This window comes from Bradyrhizobium sp. 137, assembly GCF_023074095.1.
Lineage (GTDB): Bacteria > Pseudomonadota > Alphaproteobacteria > Rhizobiales > Xanthobacteraceae > Bradyrhizobium.
In genome coordinates this window covers 96,946-116,927 of sequence record NZ_JADPKU010000033.1, presented here as the reverse complement: position 1 = coordinate 116,927, position 19,982 = coordinate 96,946, and the positions used below count along the sequence as shown (strand labels likewise).

The 19,982-nt window shown below is 63.9% G+C and carries 17 protein-coding genes; 8 read left to right on the top strand and 9 right to left on the bottom strand.

The window, feature by feature from the left end:
* Window positions 1-4 precede the first annotated feature (4 nt).
* From rseP to fabZ, 4 genes are all read left to right on the top strand, one after another.
* Window positions 5-1,156: an RIP metalloprotease RseP gene (rseP, locus tag IVA78_RS06545; RefSeq protein WP_247275937.1), complete on the top strand. Its 1,152-nt coding sequence runs from the start codon at window positions 5-7 to the stop codon at window positions 1,154-1,156.
* A 175-nt stretch (window positions 1,157-1,331) separates the two neighbouring features.
* Entirely contained in the window at window positions 1,332-3,860 is a 2,529-nt protein-coding gene (bamA, locus tag IVA78_RS06540; RefSeq protein WP_247275938.1) for an outer membrane protein assembly factor BamA, read from the top strand.
* 125 nt (window positions 3,861-3,985) lie between these two features.
* A complete protein-coding gene (lpxD, locus tag IVA78_RS06535) occupies window positions 3,986-5,053 on the top strand; it encodes a UDP-3-O-(3-hydroxymyristoyl)glucosamine N-acyltransferase (RefSeq protein ID WP_247275939.1) in 1,068 nt (355 codons plus the stop codon).
* A complete protein-coding gene (gene fabZ / locus IVA78_RS06530; protein WP_247275940.1) occupies window positions 5,050-5,511 on the top strand; it encodes a 3-hydroxyacyl-ACP dehydratase FabZ in 462 nt (153 codons plus the stop codon). The genes lpxD and fabZ overlap by 4 nt, the downstream gene beginning before the upstream one ends.
* A 9-nt stretch (window positions 5,512-5,520) precedes the next feature.
* Here fabZ and IVA78_RS06525 read toward each other — a convergent pair whose 3' ends face one another.
* Complete coding sequence (locus IVA78_RS06525) at window positions 5,521-5,844, bottom strand: KTSC domain-containing protein (RefSeq protein ID WP_247464842.1); 324 nt, start codon at window positions 5,842-5,844, stop codon at window positions 5,521-5,523.
* 176 nt (window positions 5,845-6,020) lie between these two features.
* Here IVA78_RS06525 and lpxA point away from each other — a divergent pair, with 176 nt between their 5' ends.
* The 3 genes from lpxA to lpxB are packed head-to-tail and all read left to right on the top strand — an operon-like array spanning window position 6,021 to window position 8,870.
* Window positions 6,021-6,812 carry an acyl-ACP--UDP-N-acetylglucosamine O-acyltransferase gene (gene lpxA / locus IVA78_RS06520; protein ID WP_247275942.1) on the top strand — a complete coding sequence of 264 codons (792 nt, stop codon included), beginning with the start codon at window positions 6,021-6,023 and terminating at the stop codon, window positions 6,810-6,812.
* Between the two features lie 19 nt (window positions 6,813-6,831).
* Window positions 6,832-7,689 (top strand): UDP-2,3-diacylglucosamine diphosphatase LpxI, encoded by an 858-nt coding sequence (lpxI, locus tag IVA78_RS06515; RefSeq protein WP_247418443.1) that lies wholly within the window; start codon window positions 6,832-6,834, stop codon window positions 7,687-7,689.
* Window positions 7,686-8,870: a lipid-A-disaccharide synthase gene (gene lpxB / locus IVA78_RS06510; RefSeq protein WP_247275944.1), complete on the top strand. Its 1,185-nt coding sequence runs from the start codon at window positions 7,686-7,688 to the stop codon at window positions 8,868-8,870. Before lpxI ends, lpxB begins: the two co-directional genes overlap by 4 nt.
* Here the strand turns inward: lpxB and IVA78_RS06505 are convergent.
* The 8 genes from IVA78_RS06505 to gltX form a co-directional block, all read right to left on the bottom strand.
* Complete coding sequence (locus tag IVA78_RS06505) at window positions 8,867-9,634, bottom strand: SDR family oxidoreductase (protein WP_247275945.1); 768 nt, start codon at window positions 9,632-9,634, stop codon at window positions 8,867-8,869. The genes lpxB and IVA78_RS06505 overlap by 4 nt on opposite strands.
* On the bottom strand, window positions 9,631-10,740 hold the full coding sequence (gene ugpC / locus IVA78_RS06500) for a sn-glycerol-3-phosphate ABC transporter ATP-binding protein UgpC (protein WP_247275946.1): 1,110 nt from the start codon (window positions 10,738-10,740) through the stop codon (window positions 9,631-9,633). The genes IVA78_RS06505 and ugpC overlap by 4 nt, the downstream gene beginning before the upstream one ends.
* A gap of 10 nt (window positions 10,741-10,750) precedes the next feature.
* On the bottom strand, window positions 10,751-11,608 hold the full coding sequence (locus IVA78_RS06495; RefSeq protein WP_247275947.1) for a carbohydrate ABC transporter permease: 858 nt from the start codon (window positions 11,606-11,608) through the stop codon (window positions 10,751-10,753).
* Window positions 11,601-12,530, bottom strand: coding sequence for a sugar ABC transporter permease (locus IVA78_RS06490; protein WP_247275948.1), 930 nt, complete (start codon window positions 12,528-12,530; stop codon window positions 11,601-11,603). Before IVA78_RS06490 ends, IVA78_RS06495 begins: the two co-directional genes overlap by 8 nt.
* Window positions 12,527-13,813, bottom strand: a complete 1,287-nt coding sequence (locus IVA78_RS06485) for an ABC transporter substrate-binding protein (RefSeq protein ID WP_247275949.1) — start codon at window positions 13,811-13,813, stop codon at window positions 12,527-12,529. The genes IVA78_RS06490 and IVA78_RS06485 overlap by 4 nt, the downstream gene beginning before the upstream one ends.
* A 57-nt stretch (window positions 13,814-13,870) precedes the next feature.
* Window positions 13,871-15,049: an ROK family transcriptional regulator gene (locus tag IVA78_RS06480; protein WP_247275950.1), complete on the bottom strand. Its 1,179-nt coding sequence runs from the start codon at window positions 15,047-15,049 to the stop codon at window positions 13,871-13,873.
* 231 nt (window positions 15,050-15,280) lie between these two features.
* Window positions 15,281-16,585, bottom strand: coding sequence for a citrate synthase (gltA, locus tag IVA78_RS06475; RefSeq protein ID WP_247275951.1), 1,305 nt, complete (start codon window positions 16,583-16,585; stop codon window positions 15,281-15,283).
* A 146-nt stretch (window positions 16,586-16,731) separates the two neighbouring features.
* A complete protein-coding gene (gene gltX / locus IVA78_RS06470; RefSeq protein WP_247275952.1) occupies window positions 16,732-18,159 on the bottom strand; it encodes a glutamate--tRNA ligase in 1,428 nt (475 codons plus the stop codon).
* Between the two features lie 143 nt (window positions 18,160-18,302).
* On the opposite strand from gltX, the gene IVA78_RS06465 reads away from it, so the two are divergent.
* Window positions 18,303-19,979 carry a glutamine--tRNA ligase/YqeY domain fusion protein gene (locus IVA78_RS06465; protein WP_247275953.1) on the top strand — a complete coding sequence of 559 codons (1,677 nt, stop codon included), beginning with the start codon at window positions 18,303-18,305 and terminating at the stop codon, window positions 19,977-19,979.
* The last annotated feature ends 3 nt before the right edge of the window (window positions 19,980-19,982 follow it).

Sequence of the window (19,982 nt, the reverse complement as noted above, 5' to 3'; positions counted from 1 at the left end):
ATCGATGATCGACTTTTTCGTCCATAGTTTCAATACGTTGAGCCATGGGCTCCTCGGCTACGCGGTACCCTTCCTGTTCGTCCTGACCATCGTCGTGTTCTTCCACGAGCTCGGCCATTTCCTGGTCGCGCGCTGGGCGGGCGTTCGCGTTTTAACCTTTTCACTCGGCTTCGGACCCGAGCTGGTCGGTTTCAACGACCGTCGCGGCACCCGCTGGAAGATCTCCGCGATTCCGCTTGGCGGCTACGTCAAGTTCTTCGGTGACGAGAGCGAGGCCTCGACCCCCTCGGCCGAAACGCTCGCGGCCATGACGGCCGAGGAACGCGCCGGCAGCTTCCATCACAAGAAGGTCGGCCCGCGCGCCGCCATCGTCGCGGCCGGACCCATCGCCAATTTCATCCTGGGCGCTCTGATCTTCGCCGGCATGGCGCTGTACTACGGCAAGCCGAGCACGATTGCGCGCGTCGACGGCGTCGTCGCCGACGGCGCTGCGGCTGCCGCCGGCTTCAAGGTTGGTGACGTCGTCGTCCAGATCGACGGCAAGCCGATCGAGAGCTTTGCCGACATGCAGCGGATCGTTGCGATGAGTGCGGGTTCAACGCTTGCGTTCCAGGTCAAGCGCGACGGCGCCATCGTATCGCTGACCGCGACCCCGGCGCTGCTCGAGCGCAAAGATCCGTTCGGCAACCGCCACCGCGTCGGTGTGCTCGGTGTCGAGCACAAGTCGCAGGCCGGTGAGGCTTCGACCGCCCCCGTGGGCGTCGGCGAAGCGCTCAAGATCGGCGTCGAGCAGGTCTGGTTCATCATCACCAGCACCTTCAAGTTCCTGGGCTCGTTGTTCGTCGGAAACGGCAATCCCAACGAGGTCAGCGGCGTGCTGGGAATCGCAAAGATGTCGGGGCAGGCGGCCAGCGCCGGGTTCCAGTTCGTGATCAATCTGTGTGCGGTGCTGTCCGTGTCGATCGGTCTGCTGAACCTGTTCCCGATTCCGCTTCTCGATGGCGGCCATCTGATGTTCTACGCGGCAGAAGTGGTCCGCGGCCGGCCTCTGTCCGAACAGACCCAGGAAATGGGGTTCCGAATCGGGCTCGGTTTGGTGCTGATGCTGATGGTGTTTGCGACCTACAACGACATCCTTCGGATGGCGGCGTCCTGATACGGGCTTTTTTGTGGCGTTGCTGTTGAGCAACGTCTTGCAATGAAATTGAAATCACGGCGCTTTCGGCCGTTTGCGGCGTCCGGGAAATTGGCTACAAGCGGCCTGAACTTGGGGAATCTTCCAGACCGGTGTTGGGTGGGTCTGGTATGGAATGATAAGGGCGCGTTGCGCGATGAAGTTTGGACTGCGACTCCGGGGGGGCTTGCTCGCAACCCTGATCATGTTCGGCGCGCCGGTGATTGCCCCGGTTGGGGCTGTTTTCGTGTCTTCGTCTGCGCTCGCGCAGACCGTGCAGTCGATTTCCGTCCAGGGGAATCGCCGTGTCGAGGTGGAGACAATCCGCTCCTATTTCAAGCCGGGTCCGGGCGGCCACCTGGATCAAGGCGCCATCGACGACGGCCTCAAGGCGTTGATCGAAACCGGCCTGTTCCAGGACGTCAGGATCAATCGCGGCCCCGGCGGCCAGATCATCGTCTCCGTGGTGGAAAACCCGGTGATCGGGCGCGTCGCCTTCGAGGGCAACAAGAAGATCAAGGACGAGCAGCTCACCACTGAAGTCCAGTCCAAGGCGCGCGGCACCTTCTCCCGCGCCATGGTGCAGTCCGACACGCTGCGAATCGCCGAAATCTATCGGCGGTCCGGCCGTTATGACGTGCGCGTCACGCCCGAGATCATCGAGCAGCCGAACAATCGCGTCGACCTGATCTTCACGATCGAGGAGGGCGCCAAGACCGGCGTCAAGTCGATCGAGTTCGTCGGCAACAATGCGTTCTCGTCCTATCGGCTGCGCGACGTCATCAAGACGCGCGAATCGAACCTGCTGAGCTTCCTCGCCAGCGGGGACATCTACGATCCCGATCGCGTCGAGGCCGACCGCGACCTGATCCGCCGCTTCTATCTCAAGCATGGCTTTGCCGACGTCCAGGTCGTGGCCGCGCTCACCGAATACGATCCGGAGAAGAAGGGCTTCAACGTCACCTTCAAGATCGAGGAAGGCGCGCAATACCGCGTCGGCGCGGTCGACTTCCGCTCCAGCATTCCGAACTTCGATCCTTCGTCGATGCGGGGCTATTCGCGTGTCAATGTCGGCTCGCTCTACAACGTCGAATCGGTCGAGAAGTCGGTCGAGGAGATGCAGATCGAGGCTTCGCGCCGCGGTTTCGCCTTCGCAGTCGTTCGTCCCGGCGGCGACCGCAATTTCGAGGCGCACACCGTCTCCGTCGTTTTCAACATCGACGAGGGCCCGCGCACCTATATCGAGCGCATCAACCTGCGCGGCAACACCCGCACGCGCGACTACGTGATCCGCCGCGAGTTCGACATCTCGGAAGGAGATGCCTATAACCGCGCGCTGGTCGACCGCGCCGAGCGGCGGCTGAAGAACCTCGACTACTTCAAGAGCGTGAAGATCGCGACGGAGCCCGGCTCGTCGAGCGACCGCGTGATCCTGGTCGTCGACATGGAAGAGAAATCGACCGGCGACTTCTCGATCTCGGGCGGCTACTCCACGACCGACGGCGCGCTGGCCGAGGTCTCGGTCTCCGAGCGCAATCTGCTCGGGCGCGGCCTGTTCGCCAAGGCCGCGGTGACCTATGGCCAGTATGCGCGCGGCTACTCGCTGTCGTTCGTCGAGCCGTATCTGCTCGACTACCGCGTCGCGCTCGGCCTCGACCTCTATCAGCGCCAGCAGCTTTCAAACAGCTACATCTCCTACGGCACGAAGACGCTCGGCTTCTCGCCGCGCCTCGGCTTCTCCTTGCGTGAAGATCTGTCGCTCCAGCTGCGCTACTCGATCTACCAGCAGGAAATCACGCTGCCGAGCTACCTGGCGAACTGTAACAACAATCTGGGCACCTCGGCGTTCAACCCGAGCCCGGCCTTCGCCGCGTCGCAGATCCCGCCGCTCGACCTGAGCTCGACCAACGGCCTCGGCTGCTACAGTGACGGTGAAGCCTCGCTCCCGGTGCGCAAGGAGCTTGCCAACGGCAAGACCTTGACCTCGGCGCTCGGCTACACGCTCACTTACAACACGCTGGACAACAACAAGAACCCGACCGACGGTCTGCTCATCGACTTCCGGCAGGATTTCGCCGGCGTCGGCGGCGACGTCAGCTATCTGAAGACCGTGGCGGACGGAAAGTACTACGCCCCGCTCGTGTCCGATATCGTCGGAATCGTCCGTCTCCAGGGCGGTATTCTGACCAAGATCAACGATGATCTGCGGATGCTCGACCACTTCCAAATGGGCCCGAACCTCGTCCGCGGCTTTGCCCCGAACGGCATCGGCCCGCGCGATCTGAATCCTTTCGGTACGCAGGACGCGCTCGGCGGCACCAAATATTGGGGCGCTTCGCTCGAATTGCAGATGCCGTTCTGGTTCCTGCCCAAGGAAGTGGGTCTGAAGGGCGCGGTCTATGCCGACGCCGGCGGTCTCTACGATTATAAGGGACCGACGAGTTGGACCGCTACCAACGAGGTCAATGTGCCGGGCTGTATCCCGTCGACGGTCAATCCGTCGAGCACCGGAACCTGCACCGGGCTCGTGTATGACGACAGCAAGGTGATCCGTTCGTCGGTCGGTGTCGGCCTGATCTGGCAGTCGCCGTTCGGTCCGCTGCGCTTCGACTACGCCGTGCCGCTCAGCAAGGGCAAGTACGACCGCACGCAGGAGTTCCGGTTCGGCGGCGGCACCACGTTCTAATTCGATCAGCACGGCACGATCCGGATTACTGGAGCCGGTTTCCGAAAGGGATCGTGCCAATCCTGGAGATGAGGCATGATGCGGCTTGGCCGCTTCATGCCGAAGCCGGACCGCGACGGGGTGGAATGGCGCAGCCGACCTTCTTCACAAAACCGCCTGCCTCAGCGCTGGCCGACATTGCTGCGCTGGCCAAGGCGCAGCTGGTCGACCCCGCGAGAGGTAACGACACCATCACGGGCCTGGCGTCGCTCGACGAAGCCGGACCGATGCATCTGGCGTTCTTCGACAACCTGAAATACGCCGATGAGTTGAAGGCGACCAAGGCCGGGGCGTGCCTGGTGAGTCCCCGATTTGAAGCCCAGGTCCCCGCGCATGTGGCCGTGCTGCGGGTGGCGCAGCCTTTCCGCGCCTTCGTCAGGCTCGCCCGGGAATGGCATGGCGATGCGCTCAGGCCGCAATCCTGGATCGGCAATGACGGCATCGCGCCGTCCGCCATCATCGATCCCACGGCCCGGCTCGAAGACGGCGTGATCATCGATCCCCTCGCCGTGATCGGCCCGGACGTCGAGATCGGCAGCGGCACCGTGGTCGGCGTCGGAGCGGTGATCGGCCCCGGCGTCAAGATCGGCCGGGACTGCAATGTCGGCGCCCGTACCGCCATCCAGTGCGCCCTGATCGGCAATGACGTGCTGATCCACGCGGGCTGCTCCATCGGCCAGGACGGCTACGGCTTCATCTTCTTCGGTCCCGAAGGCCACCTGAAGGTGCCGCAGACCGGCCGCGTGCTGATCCAGAACAATGTGGAGGTCGGCGCCGGCACCACCATCGATCGCGGCTCCTTGCGCGACACCGTGATCGGGGAGGGCACCAAAATCGACAATCAGGTCCAGATCGGCCACAATGTGACCATCGGCCGGAATTGCCTGCTGGCGGCTCAAATCGGGCTGGCGGGTAGCCTGACCATCGGCGACAACGTGGCGCTCGGAGCAAAGGTTGGCATCAACAACCACCTCAAGATCGGCGATGGAGCCCAGGTCACCGCGATGAGCGGCGTCAAGGACGACATCCCGCCGGGCGGACGCTGGGGTGGTTTTTTTGCCAAACCGACCAAGCAATGGTTCAAGGAGATCATCGCGGTGGAGCGTCTGGTGCGCGACAGCAAGGTCGATCCGAAGGACGAGGGACGGGAATGACGCAGGAATCGCCTGTTAAGTTCGAGCTGGTAGATATCAATGCAATCCTGCAGACCCTGCCGCACCGCTTTCCGATGCTCTTGATCGACCGCGTGATCAACATCCGCGCCGATTACAGCGGCATCGGCATCAAGAACGTCACGTTCAACGAGCCGGCCTTCCAGGGGCACTTCCCCGAGCGCCCGGTCTATCCGGGCGTCATGATGATCGAGGCGATGGCGCAGACCGCTGGCGTGATCGGCATCAAGTCGGTCGAGGGTACCGAGAAGCCGCGGGCGGTCTACTTCCTCACCATCGACAAGTGCAAGTTCCGCAAGCCCGTGCTGCCCGGCGATACCATCGAATATCACATGCGCTCGCTCGGCCGCCGCAAAGCCATGTGGTGGTTTCACGGGGACGCCAAGGTCAACGGGCAGGTGGTTGCGGAAGCCGATGTCGGCGCCATGCTGACGGACTGAGCGCTCTCGTCATGCCCGGCAGTCGTAGCGGCTGCCGGCCACCTCGCGGCTGATATTGCGGTTGAAGAACTGGCCCATGGACGGTGCGCCCAGAAGGCCCTCGACCGTCTCCGCCGCCACGCCGCAATAACGATCGTACCTGCCGTTGATGGCGACGACGAGGTCCTGCCGCGCCCGTTCGTAGCAGACGCGCTGAAGCATCGTGCTGCGGTTGATGTCGCGGCATTCGAATGTCGCCAGATCCACGGGGCCGCGTTGGTCGGTCTCGATCGTCTCGGAGACGACCGGTGTGGCCACGAGCTGTGCGAGCAACAATGCAAGGGCTCTGACCACGATCGCTGAATCTCCGCATGAACTTGCTGACGAGCCGGGTAGGCCGCCTCATCCAGCACATGAAACACGACGAGATGATACGTCACTGGACAGATCGGGCATAGTCGCGCTAACCACCCGAAAACCGAGCGACTTCAATACATAACCTGACCTTCTTGACGAGTAAGATTGGCTTGATGAGCAAGATTGATCCCACCGCACGGATCGCGGACGGCGCGGTGATTGGCGATGGCAGCGAGATCGGACCCTATTGCATCATCGGCCCGAACGTCGTCATCGGCGCGAACTGCAAGCTGATCGGACACGTCACCGTCATCGGCCACACCTCGCTCGGCGATGGCTGCGTGATCTCGCCCTTTGCAGTGCTGGGCGGCGCCCCGCAGGATCTCAGCTACAAGGGCGAGCCGACGAAACTCGAGATCGGTTCCGGCTGCACCATCCGGGAAGGCGCGACGATGAATGTCGGCACGATCAAGGGTGGAGGGCTGACGCGAGTCGGCAACGGCGGCTATTTCATGAACAGCAGCCATGTCGGCCATGATTGCGTGGTCGGCGACAACGTGATCTTCGCGACGTCAGCGACACTCGGCGGTCATTGCGAGATTGGCGACGCCGTCTATATCGGCGGCCTGTCGGCGGTGCACCAGTTCACGCGCGTCGGCCCCTATGTCATGGTCGGCGGCGTGTGCGGTGTCCGCGACGACGTCATCCCATACGGGCTGGTCAACGGCCAATATGCGGTCCTGGAGAGCCTCAATCTGATCGGCATGAAGCGGCGCAAGTTCACCAGGCAGCGGCTTGCAACCGTGCGTGGGTTCTACCAAAAACTCTTCCATGGTCCCGGCACGTTCGCCGAGCGGCTGGAGGCGGCGCGGCCGCTCGCGGGCGAAGACCCTGCGATCGCCGAGATCCTCGACTTCATCGGCAAGGGCAAGCGCCCGCTCTGTCTTCCCGCCATCGCGAAGTGATCCTGGGATGGCCGCGGGCATGACATCGGCGGCTGCGGAGGTTTCCTCGCCGGTCGGCATCGTCGCCGGCGGCGGCGCCATGCCGTTCGCGGTCGCCGAATCGCTTGCGGCGCGCGGCATCACGCCGGTGCTGTTTCCGCTGCGCGGGGCCTGCGATCCGGCGCGGGTCGAGAAATTCCGCCACCGCTGGATCTCGGTCGGCCAGCTCGGCCGCGCGATGCGGCTGTTTCGCGAAGAAGGCTGCAGCGACCTGATCTTCATCGGCACATTGGTCCGCCCTTCGCTGTCCGAGATCCGGTTCGACGTCAAGACGCTGCGCCTGCTCGGCAACGTCATTCGCGCCTTCCGCGGCGGCGACGATCATCTGCTGTCCGGCGTCGGCCGCATGCTCGAGCAGGACGGCTTTCGCATGGTCGGCATCAAGGACGTCGCGCCCGATCTCCTGATGCCCGAGGGCTGCATCAGCCGCGCTTGGCCGAGTGACACCAGCAAGACCGACATCGAGCGCGGGCGGGCGGTGCTGAGCGCGCTCGGTCCGTTCGACATCGGGCAGGCCGCGGTGGTGATCGACGGTCATGTCGTGGCGATCGAGGACATCGAGGGCACTGACGCGCTGCTCGCGCGTGTCGCGCGGCTGCGTGAGGAGGGTCGCATCCGCGCGGCCAGGGGCCGCGGCGTGCTGGTGAAGGCGCCGAAGAGCGGCCAGGACCTGCGCTTCGACCTGCCGACGATCGGCCCGCGCACCATCGAGGGTGTTGCCAAGGCCGGCCTTGCCGGCATCGCTGTCGTCGCAGGCAACACCATCGCCGCCGAGCCGCAGGCGATGATTGCGCTCGCCGACGCAAAATACCTCTTTGTCATCGGCCTGCCGGCGTGATGCAGGGCCGCGATCGCAAGCGCAAGATCTTCCTGATCGCCACGGAGGAATCCGGCGACCGGCTTGGCAGCGCCTTGATGAAGGTGCTGCGCCAGCGGCTCGGCGACGGCGTTGAGTTCGTCGGCGTCGGCGGCCGCACCATGGCGCGCGAGGGGCTCGAGACGCTGTTTCCGATCGAAGAGCTGTCGATCGTCGGCTTTGCCGCCGTCGTTCAGCAATTGCCGAAAATCCTGCGGCTGATCCGCAAGACGGCGGACGCCGTGCTAGAGGCCGCGCCCGACGCGCTCGTCATCATCGACAGCCCCGATTTCACCCATCGCGTCGCCCGCCGCGTGCGTGCCCGCAATCACGCGATCCCGGTCGTCGATTACGTCTCGCCGCAGCTCTGGGCGTGGCGGCCGGGACGGGCGCGGACCATGCTCGGCTATGTCGACCATGTGCTCGGTCTTTTGCCGTTCGAGCCGGAGGAATACCGCAAGCTCGGCGGGCCGCCATGCAGCTATGTCGGCCATCCCCTGGTCGAGCAATTGGCGTCGCTGCGGCCGAACGCGGAGGAGCAGGCGCGCCGCGACGGCGAGCCGCCGGTGCTCCTGGTGCTGCCCGGCAGCCGCCGCAGCGAGATCCGGCATCACCTCGACGTGTTCGGTGCAGCACTCGGCCGCTTGCAGGCGGACGGGCGCGCGTTCGAGCTGATGCTGCCGACCATGCCGCACCTCGAAGCCACCATCCGCGAGGGCATCGCGAATTGGCCGGTCAAGCCGCAAATCGTGATCGGCGAGAACGACAAGCGCGCCGCTTTCCGCATTGCCCACGCGGCGCTGGCGAAGTCCGGCACGGTGACGCTCGAGCTCGCGCTGTCGGGCATTCCGATGGTGACGGCCTATCGCGTCGGCGCGATCGAGGCCTTCATCCTGCGCCGCGCGATCCGGGTCTCCTCGGTGATCCTCGCCAATCTGGTGATCGGCAAGGATGTGATCCGCGAGTTCCTGCAAGAGGACTGCACGCCGGAGAAGCTGGCAACGGCCCTCGCTACCCTGCTGACGGATTCGCCGCTGCGACGGGAGCAGGTCGAAGCGTTCGCCCGGCTCGATCAGGTCATGTCGACCGGCAACAAGTCGCCGAGCGTGCTCGCCGCCGACATCGTGCTCGCGACGATGCGCAAAGGCACTCGGGCGAGCTAGCCGAGGCCGCCGTCGACCTGGAAACATTGACGCGTGATACGCTGGCTTTCGTCCGAGGCGAGGAACAGCGCCATGTTGGCGATGTCGTCGGGTGTCACCGCATCGGGAACCGCCTGACGCGCGCGCACCTCGGCGATGGCCTGCTCGTCCGGATACCACAGCCGGCGCTGGCGCTCGGTGATCACCATGCCCGGCGCGATCGCGTTGACGCGAATGCGGTCGGGCCCGACCAGCCGGGCCAGCGAGTTGGTGAAGCCGACGATCGCTGCTTTCGCCGCGGCATAGGCCGGCAGCGCCGGTGCGCCACGCATCCAGGCGATGGACGACATGTTGATGATCGAGCCGCCGCCGCGCGCCTGCATCTGCGGCACCACCGCCTGTGCTGCGAAGAAGACGTGCTTGAGGTTGACACCGATCATCCAGTCGAACTCGGCCGGCGTTACCTCGGAGAGAACCTGGCGTTGATCGTTGGCGGCGTTGTTGACGAGAACGGCGGCGTCGCCGAGCGAACGGTGGACCTCTGCCATCGCGGTGCGCAAGGCGTCGATGTGCAGGAGATCGCAGGGCACGAACAGCGGCGTGGTCCCGCGCGCTGCCGCCACTTCCCGCACCAGCGTTTCACCGGCATTCGTATCGATGTCAAGGAAGGCGACGTGGGCCCCCTGGGCCGCGAAAGCCCGTACGAAGGCGGCGCCGATGCCGCTGGCGCCGCCGGTAATCAACACCACGCGGCCCGCCAGGCCGGAATAGGTGGTCTTCGTCATGCGATCAGTCGCTCCGTTTCGGGGTCGAAAAGGCAAATACGGCGCGTGTCGAGCGCAAAGGAGGCGGACGCGCCGGGCGCGGGGCGGATATCGGGCGAGACGCGCGCCATCGCGGGCTCGCCCCCGAGCCGCAGCAACACCATGGTCTCGGCTCCAGTCGGCTCGACCATCTCTACCGGCGCGTCGACGAGGACAGGCGCGTCGCCGGAAAATGCGCGGCTGCCTTCGGCAATGCATTCCGGCCTGATGCCAAACACCACCTCGCGACCGACGAAGGATGCCGCGGCGTCATATCCTCGAAGGCGAAGACGAACCTCCTCCGGCCGCCCGGCGCCGATCACGACCACCGGCCCGTCATTCCCGTTCTCGAGCCGTGCCGGCATGGTATTCATTGGCGGCGAACCCATGAAACGCGCGACGAACAGATTGGCCGGGTAGCGGTACACGGTATCGGGGTCGGCGAATTGCTGCACGCTACCCTGATGCATCACGGCGATCCGCGTCGCCATGGTCATCGCTTCGATCTGGTCGTGGGTGACATAGACGATGGTGGCGCCGATCCGCTGGTGCAGCCGCTTGATCTCCATCCGCATTTCGACGCGCAGCTTGGCGTCGAGATTGGACAGCGGCTCGTCGAACAGGAAGAGCAGGGGATTGCGCACCAGCGCCCGCCCCATCGCCACACGCTGGCGCTGGCCGCCGGACAATTGCGACGGCTTGCGGCCGAGCAGCGGCTCGATCTGGAGCAGCTTCGCCACGTTCGCGACCGCCTTCTCCTGCTCGGTCTTCGGCACATGGCGGCATTCCATGCCGAAGGTGATGTTCTGGCGCACGGTCATCGACGGATAGAGCGCGTAGGACTGGAACACCATGGCGATGTCGCGGTCCTTGGGCGGGATGTCGTTGACGATGCGCCCGCCAATCTCGATCGTCCCCGCGCTCGGTCGGTCGAGCCCGGCGACGATGTTGAGCAGCGTGGACTTGCCGCAGCCGGATGGCCCGACGAGGACCGTGAACTCGCCGCTCTCGATGTCGAGATCGACGCCCTTCAGTACCTCGAGGTTGGCGTACCGCTTGGACAGGGCGCGAATGCTCAGTGCTGCCATGACAAATCCATCATTTCACTGCGCCGGCGGTAAGGCCGCGCACGAAGTACCTGCCGCCGAGGAGATAGATCAACAAAGTGGGCAGGGCTGCGATGATCACCGCCGCGCTCTGCACGCCGTGCTGCGGGATATCTGCGACTGCAGCAGACAGCGCGATGAGAGCGGCCGTGACCGGCTGCTGTTGGCCGCTTGTGAACGTCACGCCATAGAGAAACTCGTTCCAGATGTGCGTGAACTGCCAGATCACGGTGACGATCAGGATGGGAGCCGAGAGCGGCAGAATGATGCGCCAGAAAATGCGAAAGAACCCGGCCCCATCGATGCGCGCGGCCCTGATCAATTCATGGGGCACGGCGGCATAGTAGTTTCGGCAGAACAACGTGGTGAAGGACAGCCCCTGGATCGTGTGAATCAGCACGAGGCCCGTCAGCGTGTTGATGAGACCGATGTCCCGCAGCACGATTGTCCAGGGCAGCAATCGCATCTGCTGGGGAAGGAAGAGGCCGAGGGTCACGATGCCGTAGATCCAGGTATCTCCGCGAAAACGCCAGAGCGACACGGCGTAGCCGGCGATCGCACCGAGCATGGTCGAGAAAATCGTCGCGGGAATCGTGATGAATGCCGAGTTCAGCATGTACGGTCTGATGCCGGCGCAGGTCTCGGCCACGCAGAATCCGCTCCAGGCAGTGGCGTAATTGCTCCAAGCCCAGTGTTTCGGCCAGCCGATCATCGAGGCCTGCGCGATTTCCTCATTGGTGCGGAGCGAGTTCAGCACGACAACGACCAACGGCGTGAGCCATGCCGCCGCGATCAGCAATACGATGAGATAGATCGATATCCGACTTGGTGCGAAGGTTCTGTCACGCATGAATAGCACGCCGCCGCTGGACATAACGCCACGCTGCATAGGGCAGCAGGACCGCGAGAAGAATGAGCAACATCAGCACCGCCGCCGCCGCCCCCCGGCCGAGCAGGCTGCGCTGGAACATCAGGTCGTAGACGACAAGGGCCGGCAGCTGGGTCGCGATTCCCGGTCCGCCGTTGGTGAGCGCGCGGACGAGGTCGAAGGCCGAAATCGCAAACTGCAGCTGCACCACGATCACGGTGATGGTGATCGGCCACAGCGTCGGCAAAATGACGCGCCGGTAGATTCGGATCGGACCGGCACCGTCGATCTGCGCGGCCTTGATGATGTCGGCGTCGACAGATCTGAGGCCGGCAAGAAAGAGCGCCATGGCAAAGCCGGAGGATTGCCAGATCGCGGCGATGACAATGGTCCAGATGGCCATGTCGCGGTCAATCAGCCAATCGAACTTGAAGGAGGTCCAGCCGAGATCGTGCACCAGTTTCTGGATCCCGATGCCAGGACTGAGCAACCAGCTCCAGACCGTGCCCGTCACCACGAACGACACCGCAAGGGGGTAGAGGAAGATGGATCTCAGCAGGTTCTCGCCGCGAATGCGCTGGTCGAGCAGGATCGCAAGGACAAGCCCGGTCACCACGCTCAGCAGCACGAAAGCGCTGCCGAACAGTAGGAGATTATCGAAGGCGATCTGCCAATTCCGCGATGCCGCGACCGCCGTGTAGTTGCGCAAACCCACCCAGCCCGAGACCGGGACCAGAGTGGATGGCGTGAAAGAAATCCAGATCGTCCACAGCGAGAACGACACGAGGTGCAGAGCGGACAGCAGCAGCGGCACCCAGATCATCAGATATTCAGGCAGCCGGCGCAGCGCGCCCGCAATCGCCGGCCGGACGGGCCGCGTTGCTATGGAGACGGTATCGATCAACGCGCGCCCTCGACGGCCTCGGCGAGGCGGGTGACCGCCTGCTCCGGCTTGATCGTCTTGTTCTTCACATATTCGGTGATCACGTCGATCATCGCAGCGGTCATACCGTTCTCCTGCGCCATATTGTGCGCGAGGCTCAGGACCGCCTGATTGCTGGCGATAGCGTCTTTCAGAGCTGCTGCGGTCCGCCGTTGACCATCCGACCAGCCTTCACCGGAAAGATCGACATCGGTGCGCACGGGTATCGATCCCGTAATCTGCGAATACATCGTCTGGATCGCTGGATCCATGACGAGCTGGGCCATCAGCGTCTGGCCGGCTTGGAGGTCGGGCTCCTTGCGCTGCCAGAATATGAACGCATCGGCATTCAACAGAAAGACCGGCTTGGTATTGTCGCTCGGGCCAGGGGCGATGATGAAGTCGTCGAACTTGAAACCGGCGTTGCGCAACACGCCCTGTGCCCACCCGCCCATGATCATCATGCCCATGTCGCCGTCGACGAAGCGCTTCAGGTTGGTCGAAAAGTGTTGAGCACCGACGTTGGGATCCATCCAGTCGGCGATCTTGCGCACCTGTGCGAAGGCAGCGCCTACCTCGGGCCCCTTCAATGCCTTCTCGTCAAGATTCATGATGGCTGCGCGGTAGGAGGCGGGACTGATGCCGGCGAGAGCGGCCTCGAATTTCTGGCCATCGTCGGGGCGGGTACCACCGTTAGCGATGGGATAAGTGACGCCGCCCGCTTTCATTTTTTCGGCAAGGTCGTTGAAGTCGGTCCATGTGACGGGGATCTTGCCGGCCTTGGCCTTGTCCATCGCGCGCTTGGAGAGAAACAGCATGTTGGTGCTGTAGATCTGCAGCGGCAGTGCAATCCATTTGCCGCCCGGCTTGTGCAGTCGTGCAAGATCAGGAGCGACAACCTTTTCGTAGCCGACGGCCGCAACAAGGTCGTCGAGATTGACGGTTGGAGCAATCTTCGACCAGGCCGCAATCTCCGGGCCCTTGAGCTGCGAACAGGCCGGTGGATCGCCGGCCATGATCTGAGCGCGTAGCTTGTTCATCATCTCGGTGGTGAACCCGGGGACTGGCGAGTGCTGCCAAACCCCGCCTTTCTCCTCGAATTTCTTGCCGAGCGCGGTGATAGCCGCCCCATCGCTGCCTGCGGACCATTGCGAGATCGCGGTCAGGCGCGGCTTGACCGCGCCTTGCGCGCGGGCAAAGGCCGGCAGCGCGAGCGCGGCGGCAGATCCAGCGAGCAGACGACGCCTTGTTGTTGTGATCGGCATGGCAAGTTCCTCCGTTTTAGGTGCTTTGCGCGTTGAGGCCGAACGACTTGGCGCATGTCAGGCGGCCTCCCTCGATGTGGCGGGCATGCCGCCGCGGCTGGCCAGGCAAAAGGCGGCGAAAGCGAGGGCAGCCTGCGGATCGTTGCCGGTCGAGGGTGGCACGAAAGCGATGGACACTTGCGCCAATGTCCGGCCGCCCAGCAGGCAGGCGTCGATCCCCTCGACCACGGCATTGCGATCGTCGTCGGAGAGAAGCGATGGCCAGCCGCTGATGGCGACGCCATCGCATGGCTTCACGTTCAGCGTGTTGCCGATCGCAAGGCCAAGCCGGAACAGCCGCCGCCGCAACTCCTGGCGCACCCGCCCCGAGCGCGGGATCGTGTGCACCCATTGGCTGCCGGGCTGGAGCAATTCGGCGTCGGAGATGTCGAGGAGCTCGGCCAAGGCGGCGAGCGAAGTATAGGCCTCGACACAGCCGAGATGGCCGCAGCGGCAGCGCGGTCCGTCCGGTCCAAATACCATGTGGCCCAGTTCGACCGGCTGGAGTGCATCGGCTTCAGTCGGGTCATCCATCCACGCGCCGGCAACGCCATGGCTGACAAAGACGAACAGATGCGTGCCGCTGAATGGATAGTTCTGCGTGCGGCAGCGGTGAAAGGTGGCGTGCGCCACCACGGAATTGGTGAATTCCAGCGGCACGCCGGCAAACATCTCGCCGATCAGGCCGCTGATGCGCCCGACGTCGCAGGGGATGATCGGATTGCCGGATATGGTCAAGCGGCCAAGGCCCGGAATGGAGACGCCGATCTGTGACAGTGTGATGTGGCGGCGGCGCGTCCAGTCGCGCAGCAATGTCATCGCTTCGCGGAACACGCGGCCGACCGTCTCGACCGTCGGCGCTTTCGGCAACGGCAGGCGCTCGGTGTAATGCAGCTCGCCGGAGAGACCGCCGACGCCGACGCTGAGCCATTGGGCGGTCAGCTCAACAGCTGCGAGCGCCACCGAGCCGTCGAGGGACACGAGGCCCGTCGGGCCGCCGACGTAAGGGGCAGGGCGCCGCACTTCCTCGATCAGGCGTTCGGCCTTGAGGTCGAGCAGGATGCGCGACAGGCTCGCCTCGGACAGGCGCACCGCCTTCGCCAGCGGCGGCCGAAACGAGCCGCCCGACTGCAGCAAGTGAGTCAAAATGGCAGCGCGCGTCTGCCGCCGACTTCTCGGCTGCTCCGGCATTTCCATCCCAGTCGTCATTCTTACTTAGTGTAAGAATTTGCGCGCGGAGCGTTTCGGCTGTCAAGCGATTACCGCTCCGATGCGCCGACTTGTTGTTGTGCGAGGCAGCAAGTTTGTACCGGTGGGAAACCTCGCTGCCGATGGTGCGCTCAGTGATGGGCGCGCCATCGTGGATGGCCGAACAAAAACGGCGCCATTGTGAGATGGCGCCGTTTCGAAAGCCGTGATGGTTCGAACTTATTGGCGGTTGGCGATCGGCACGTAGTCGCGCTTGGCGACGCCGGTGTAGAGCTGGCGCGGACGACCGATCTTCTGATGCGGGTCCTCGATCATCTCGCTCCACTGGCTGATCCAGCCGACGGTGCGGGCGACCGCGAACAGCACGGTGAACATCGAGACCGGGAAGCCCATCGCCTTCAGCGTGATGCCCGAATAGAAATCGACGTTCGGATAGAGCTTGCGTTCGATGAAGTACTGGTCGCTGAGCGCGATCTTCTCGAGCTCCATTGCCACCTTCAGCATCGGATCCTCGCCATGGCCGGTCTCCTTGAGCACGGCGTGACACATCTTCTGCATGATCTTGGCGCGCGGATCGTAGTTCTTGTAGACGCGGTGCCCGAAGCCCATCAGGCGGACTTCAGAGTTCTTGTCCTTCACCTTGGCGATGAACTCGGGGATCTTATCGACCGTGCCGATATCGTAGAGCATGTTGAGCGCGGCTTCGTTGGCGCCGCCATGCGCCGGGCCCCAGAGGCAGGCGATGCCCGCCGCGATGCAGGCGAACGGGTTGGCGCCGGAGGAGCCGGCGATGCGCACCGTGGAAGTCGAGGCGTTCTGCTCGTGGTCGGCGTGCAGGATGAAGATCTTCTCCAGCGCGTCGGCGAGAACCGGGCTCACCTTGTAGTCCTCGCAGGGCACCGCGAAGCACATGTTCAGGAAGTTCTCGGCGAAGCCGAGCGAGTTCTTCGGATAGATGAAGGGCTGGCCGACCGTGTACTTGTAGGCCATTGCCGCCAGCGTCGGGATCTTCGCGATCATGCGCATGGAAGCGATCATGCGCTGCTTCGGATCGTTGATGTCGGTGCTATCGTGATAGAACGCGGCGAGCGCGCCGACGGCCGCCACCATGATCGCCATCGGGTGGGCGTCGCGGCGGAAGCCCTGGAAGAAGCGAGCCATCTGCTCGTGCACCATTGTGTGATGCGTCACGCGGTGGTCGAAATCCTTCTTCTGCGCGGCGGTGGGCAGGTCCCCGTAGAGCAGGAGGTAGCAGGTCTCCAGGAAGTCGCCGTGCTCGGCAAGCTGCTCGATCGGGTAGCCGCGGTATTCCAGCACGCCCGCGTCACCGTCGATATAGGTAATCTTAGACTGGCAACTCGCCGTCGAGGTGAAGCCCGGGTCATACGTGAACAGGCCGGACTGGCCGTAGAGCTTACCGATATCGATGACATCAGGCCCGACGCTGCCGCTGAGGATCGGAAGATCGTAATTCTTGTTTCCGACCGTCAGCGTGGCGGTCTTATTGCTTGGTTTTGCGTCCATCGTAGGTCCCCGATGTGTGGTGAAACGGGCCGGAGCCGGAGCCCCAAAGGAGATCGTTGGGGGGCAGGCCGGATGTTCCAGAATGTACGGGGAGATGGGTATATTATTGCTGTGTGCGCTGCAAGATCACCGCACGCATGGTCGACTTACGTCGTAGACTGATCTTTAAGCCGGCCCAGGCTTTCCTGGCGTCCAAGGACCTCCAAAACCTCAAAAATACCAGGCGAGGTGGTCCGCCCCGTCAGTGCGGCCCGCAAGGGCTGGGCGACCGCGCCGAGCTTGAGACTATTTTCCTCGGCAAAACTGCGCAGCGCAGCTTCCGTGCTGGCGCCGCTCCATGTCTCGACTTTCTCCAGCGCGGAATGAAGCTGGCCGATCAGCTTGCGGTTCTCGGCTGTCAGCAGCGCCTGCGCCTTGGCATCGAGCTGCAACGGGCGGTCGGCAAAGATGAAGTAGGCGCCATCGATCAGCTCGATCAGCGTCTTGGCGCGCTCCTTCAGGGCCGGCATGGCCTTCAGGAGCTGCGCCCGCGTGTTGTCGTTTAACTTGGCCTTGATCTCGTCGCGGCTGGGCACGACGTGATCGAGCACATCTTCGAACATCTTCACGAGTGATTGATCGTCGGCATGACGGATGTAATGGCCGTTGAGGTTTTCCAGCTTGGCGAAATCGAAGCGGGCGGCGGCGCGGCCGACGCCGGCGAGGTCGAACGCTGCGATCATCTCCTCGGTCGAGAAGATCTCCTGGTCGCCATGGCTCCAGCCGAGCCGGACGAGGTAGTTACGCAGCGCCGCCGGGAGGTAGCCCATGGCGCGATAAGCATCGACGCCGAGCGCGCCGTGGCGCTTCGACAGCTTCGAGCCGTCCGGGCCGTGGATCAGGGGGATGTGGGACATGCTCGGCAGCGTCCAGCCCATCGCATCGTAGATCTGCTTCTGGCGGGCGGCGTTGATCAGATGGTCGTCGCCGCGAATGACATGGGTGACGCCCATGTCGTGATCATCCACGACCACTGCGAGCATGTAGGTCGGATTGCCATCGCCGCGCAGAAGCACGAGGTCGTCGAGGTTCTCGTTCTGCCAGACCACGCGGCCCTGGACCTGGTCCTCGATCACGGTCTCGCCGGTCTGCGGCGCGCGCAGGCGAATGGTGGGCTTCACATCGGTCGGGGCGGTCGCCGGGTCGCGGTCGCGCCATAGGCCGTCATAGAGGCGGGTACGGCCCTCTGCGCGCGCCTTCTCGCGCATGGCGGCGAGTTCTTCGGCCGTGGCGTAGCAGCGATAGGCTTTGCCGTCGGCGAGCAGCTGCTCGGCGACCTCGCGGTGGCGGGCGGCGCGGGCGAACTGGTAGATGACCTCGCCGTCCCAGCCGAGCTCAAGCCATTTGAGTCCATCGAGTATGGCAGCGATGGCGGCCTCGGTGGAGCGCTCGCGGTCCGTGTCCTCGATCCGCAGCAGCATCTTGCCGCCGTGCTTCTTCGCATAGAGCCAGTTGAACAGCGCCGTGCGGGCGCCTCCGATATGGAGGAAGCCGGTCGGCGAGGGAGCGAAGCGCGTGACGACGGAATCGGTCATTCTTGGCAGGGCCTATGCATGGGAAGCGGTGGTGTATAGCAGGAACGGGACATAACTAAAGCCCGTCGGCGGACCTCGTGGGCCTTGGCGCGGCCACACGAATTTGGCAGAAGAACCGCTGATTTCCCTACAGGATTTTCGTAATGACAGAACCGGTGGCGACTGAGGTTGGGCGCGATTTCATTCGTGACATCATCCAGGCCGATCTCGATCAGGGCAAGTACAAGGAGATCGTGACCCGGTTCCCGCCGGAGCCGAACGGCTATCTGCATATCGGCCACGCCAAGTCGATCGCACTCAATTTCGGCATCGCGCAGGAGTTTCCAGGCCGCTGCCATTTGCGCTTCGACGACACCAATCCGATCAAGGAAGAACAGGAATATATCGACTCCATCCAGGCCGACGTGCGCTGGCTCGGTTTCGACTGGGGCAAGAACCTGTTCTTCGCCTCCGACTATTTCGATCGCCTCTATGAATGGGCGGAGCAGCTGATCCGCGACGGTCTCGCCTATGTCGACGACCAGACCCAGGAGGAGATCCGCCTCACGCGCGGCACGCTGACCGAGCCCGGCAGGAACTCGCCGTTCCGCGAGCGCACGGTGGAGGAGAATCTCGAGCTGTTCCGCCGCATGAAGGCCGGCGAATTCCCGAACGGGGCGCGCGTGCTGCGGGCCAAGATCGACATGGCCGCGGGCAACATCAATCTGCGCGACCCCGTGCTGTATCGCATCCTGCATGCGCATCATCCGCGCACCGGCACCAAATGGAGCATTTATCCGAGCTACGATTATGCCCACGGCCAGTCGGATGCGATCGAGGGCATCACGCACTCGATCTGCACGCTGGAGTTCGAGGACCACCGCCCGCTCTATGACTGGTTCATCGAGAAGCTGCCGGTGCCCTCGAAGCCGCACCAGTACGAGTTCGCGCGGCTGAACCTGACTTACACGCTGCTGTCGAAGCGCGTGCTGACCCAGCTCGTTCGCGACGGCCATGTCGCGGGCTGGGACGATCCGCGCATGCCGACCATCGCGGGGATGCGCCGCCGCGGCGTGCCGCCGGCCGCGCTGCGCGAATTCGTCAGGCGCATCGGCGTCGCCAAGGCCAACAGCGTGGTTGACGTCGGCATGCTCGAGTTCTGCATCCGCGAGGAACTAAACCGCACGGCGCAGCGCCGCATGGCGGTGCTGAAGCCGCTGAAAGTGGTGATCGAGAACTATCCGGAGGGGCAGGTCGAGGAGCTCGAGGCGATCAACCACCCGGATGACCCCAGCGCCGGCACGCGCAAGATCAGCTTCGGCCGCGAGCTCTATATCGAGCGCGACGACTTCATGGAGAACCCGCCGAAGAAATTCTTCCGCCTGTCGCCAGGCAACGAGGTGCGGCTGCGCTATGCCTATTTCGTCAAGTGCACCGGCGTGATCAAGAACGACGCAGGCGAGGTGGTGGAGCTGCGCTGCACCTACGATCCCGCGACCAAGGGCGGCAACGCGCCCGATGGCCGCAAGGTCAAGGCGACGATGCACTGGCTGCCGGCAGCGACGTCGAAGCCTGCTGAAATCCGCATCTACAACCAGCTGTTCTCCAATCCGAGCCCGGACGCCTCGAATTTCGCGGCCGATCTCAACCCGCAGTCGCTGGAGATCTTGTCCGATGCGCGGATCGAGGCATCGGTCGCGGAGAGCAATTCGACCGAGCCGATGCAGTTCGAGCGCCAGGGCTATTTCGTGCGCGACAAGGACTCGACGCCGGGCAAGCCGGTGTTTTCGCGCACCATCGGTCTGCGCGACACGTTTGCAAAGGAAGTCGCGAAAGGTTGAGGC